Raw genomic sequence first — 2942 nt, 5'->3', positions numbered from 1 at the left:
CGATCCAGCCGGGCTCGCCGACCGCCGTGGTGCGGCCGTTTTACGATCAGGTCGGACTGGAGATCGATCCGGCCGAGCGAAGCCATTTCATCGACCCGGCCAAAACCGTGCTCGACAAGAGCGACGCGTTGCGCAAATCCGGGCAGGGCGAGTGCCTCGACCCCAACATGGCGCTCGACAATGCCGATTACGACAAGGCCGAGATCGACAAGAGCCTGAAGACCCTCGAGGCGATCAACGGCGACCAGGCCAAGGTCATCGTCGCCTTCGTCATATCGGGCAACCCGCACCGGCTGGAATGGAAATTCAAGAGGGTCGACGGCGACTGGAAGATCACGGACCTGTTGTCGGTAACCGGCGAATGGGCACTCAGCCAATATCAGTGCGAATGAACCGGCGATGAAGCTTTGCTTTTCGCTAGCCATCGTGCTGGTCGGACTCGGCGTTGCCGGGGGCGTGTTCGACTGGCACATCGGCACGATACTGGTCGCTCGCCAGCCGCGGCAAGCTCTGGCAGCGCCTGGCGACTTCTCCGTCGAGCGCGTCGTACTCGACCAGGCCGATGCGCCCGAGCTTGTCGGCTGGGTAGCCGATCGAAAGGGCAGTTGCGGTGCGATTGTGCTGCTACATGACATGGGCGCGGCGCCAACAGGCTGGCCTTGGTTCAAAGGGCGAAGCTCTTGTTCGACGCTGGCTATTCCGTTGTCTTGTTCGACCTCTCCGGTCATGGAGAGAGCGGTGGCGCCGTTCAGGGCTTCGGGTATTCGGAAGGCCCAGACGCCGCCCGTATTATTACCTTTGCTCGGCAACGCTTTCCAGGCCAGAAGCTTGGCGCCATCGGCTCGTCGCTTGGCGCCGCCGCACTTGTCTTTGCCGCGCCGCAAGCGCCTGCCGATGCCTATGTGCTGGAGCAGCTCTACGCAACCTTGCGCGAAACCACAGCGTGGCGAATGCCTTTCCACTTCTGGCGCGGTTTCCAAGCCGATGTCCTTTTGGCACAGATGCCGCTTCGTCTCGGGTTGAGCGCCGATGATGTCAAGCCGGTCGACCATCTTGCTGCTATCGGCAAGCCGCTGATGCTGCTTGCAGGCAGCAACGACCCTTTCATCGATCATGGACAGGTGCTGGCGCTGCAGAATGCTGCCGTTGGTTCACAACTCGTCTGGTTTGGAGGCGCAGGCCATGTCGATCTGCTGCGCTACGACCAACTGCGCTACAGCGATGCTATCTTTTCCTTTCTTGCAACAAAGCTCTGCCGGACGGGTGCCATCCATGGTTGGCGTTCGCTCAACCCCGCCCGCGATAAGGCGCTACCCCGGTGTCGGGCAGCCAGGCGCCTTCGGGCGGAGCGCCGGTTTGCCAGAACACATCGATCGGAATGCCGCCGCGTGGATACCAATAGCCGCCTATGCGCAACCACAGCGGCTTGGTTGCCGCCACGATGCGGCGGCCGATCATGACGGTGCAGTCTTCATGGAAGGCGCCATGGTTGCGAAACGAGGTCATGAACAGCTTGAGCGACTTCGATTCCACCAGAGCCGCATCGGGTGCGTAGTCGATGACGATATGTGCGAAGTCCGGCTGGCCGGTGACTGGGCACAGCGAGGTGAATTCCGGGCAGGTGAAGCGCACGATCGCCGGCGGTCCGTCACCGCGCGAAAACGGTACGGTCTCCAGGACCGCTGCTTCGGGGCTTTGTGGCGTCTCGACGTGCGCGCCGAGTTGGGTGAGGGTTTTGGTGTCGATCATGGGCCAATCCTTGTCGCATGCGCCCGGAGTGCGTGCGGGACGACATGCTTGAAAACAGATTTTGCCGCTCATTAGCACAATTTGAAACCGCAGGAAGACGATGACCAGCAACGATCCGCTTCTCCAGCCCTACCAGCTCAAACACCTGACGCTGAAGAACCGGGTCATGTCGACCAGCCATGAGCCGGCCTATTCCGAGGACGGCATGCCGAAACAGCGATACCGGCTCTACCATGCCGAGAAGGCCAGGGGCGGCATGGCGCTGACCATGACCGCCGGCTCGGCGATCGTCTCGCGCGACAGCCCAGCCGCTTTCGGCAATCTGCATGTCTATGACGACAGGATCGTGCCGTGGCTCGCCGAACTCGCTGACGCCTGCCACGAGCACGACTGCAAGGTGATGATCCAGATCACCCATCTCGGCCGCCGTACCGGCTGGAACAAGGCCGACTGGCTGCCGGTGCTCTCGGCCTCGCCGGTGCGTGAGCCGGCGCATCGCGCATTCCCGAAGACGATCGAGGACTGGGACATCGAGCGCATCGTCGCCGACTATGCTTCAGCCGCCCAGCGCTGCGAGGCCGCCGGCCTCGACGGCATCGAGTTCGAATCCTACGGCCATCTGATGGACGGCTTCTGGTCGCCAGCCACCAATCATCGCGACGACGAATTCGGCGGCTCGCTGGACAATCGCCTGCGCTTCACCAACATGGTGCTCGATGCCGTGCGGGCAGCTGTCGGCGACAAATTCGTCGTCGGCATCCGCATGGTCGCCGACGAAGATTTCGAAAAAGGCCTGTCGAAGGCGGAGGGGATCGAAATCGCCAGGCGGCTGGCGGGCTCCGGCAAGGTCGATTTCCTCAACATCATCCGTGGCTCGATCGAGAGCGATGCGGCGCTGACCAAGGTCATCCCGGTAACCGGCATGCGTTCTTCGCCGCATCTCGATTTCGCCGGAGAGGTGAGGGCGGCGACGAAATTCCCGACCTTCCACGCGGCGCGCATATCCGACGTGGCCACCGCACGCCACGCCATCGCCACCGGCAAGCTCGACATGGTCGGCATGACCCGCGCCCATATCGCCGATCCGCACATCGTCAAAAAGGTGATGGAGGGGCGCGAGCATGAGATCCGCCCCTGTGTGGGCGCCACCTATTGTCTCGACCGCATCTATGAGGGCGGTGAAGCGCTTTGCG

At 62.5% G+C, this 2942-nt stretch carries 1 protein-coding gene and 3 pseudogenes; 3 read left to right on the top strand and 1 reads right to left on the bottom strand.

Annotated elements, in window-relative coordinates; genetic code table 11:
* Nucleotides 1-2 precede the first annotated feature (2 nt).
* Nucleotides 3-392, top strand: a pseudogene (locus EOC06_RS20155) (hypothetical protein); the annotation flags it as partial.
* A gap of 252 nt (nt 393-644) precedes the next feature.
* Nucleotides 645-1187, top strand: a pseudogene (locus EOC06_RS45150) (alpha/beta hydrolase); the annotation flags it as partial.
* A 100-nt stretch (nt 1188-1287) separates the two neighbouring features.
* On the opposite strand, the gene queF reads toward EOC06_RS45150, so the two are convergent.
* Nucleotides 1288-1749 carry a preQ(1) synthase gene (queF, locus tag EOC06_RS20145; RefSeq protein ID WP_010915503.1) on the bottom strand — a complete coding sequence of 154 codons (462 nt, stop codon included), beginning with the start codon at nt 1747-1749 and terminating at the stop codon, nt 1288-1290.
* A 100-nt stretch (nt 1750-1849) separates the two neighbouring features.
* On the opposite strand from queF, the pseudogene EOC06_RS20140 reads away from it, so the two are divergent.
* Nucleotides 1850-2942 (top strand): annotated as a pseudogene (locus tag EOC06_RS20140) (N-methylproline demethylase); the annotation flags it as partial.

Origin of the sequence: Mesorhizobium sp. M7A.F.Ca.MR.362.00.0.0 (genome assembly GCF_004023175.1) — a bacterium.
Taxonomy (GTDB): Bacteria; Pseudomonadota; Alphaproteobacteria; order Rhizobiales; family Rhizobiaceae; genus Mesorhizobium.
This window is presented reverse-complemented; position numbering and strand designations above follow the sequence as displayed.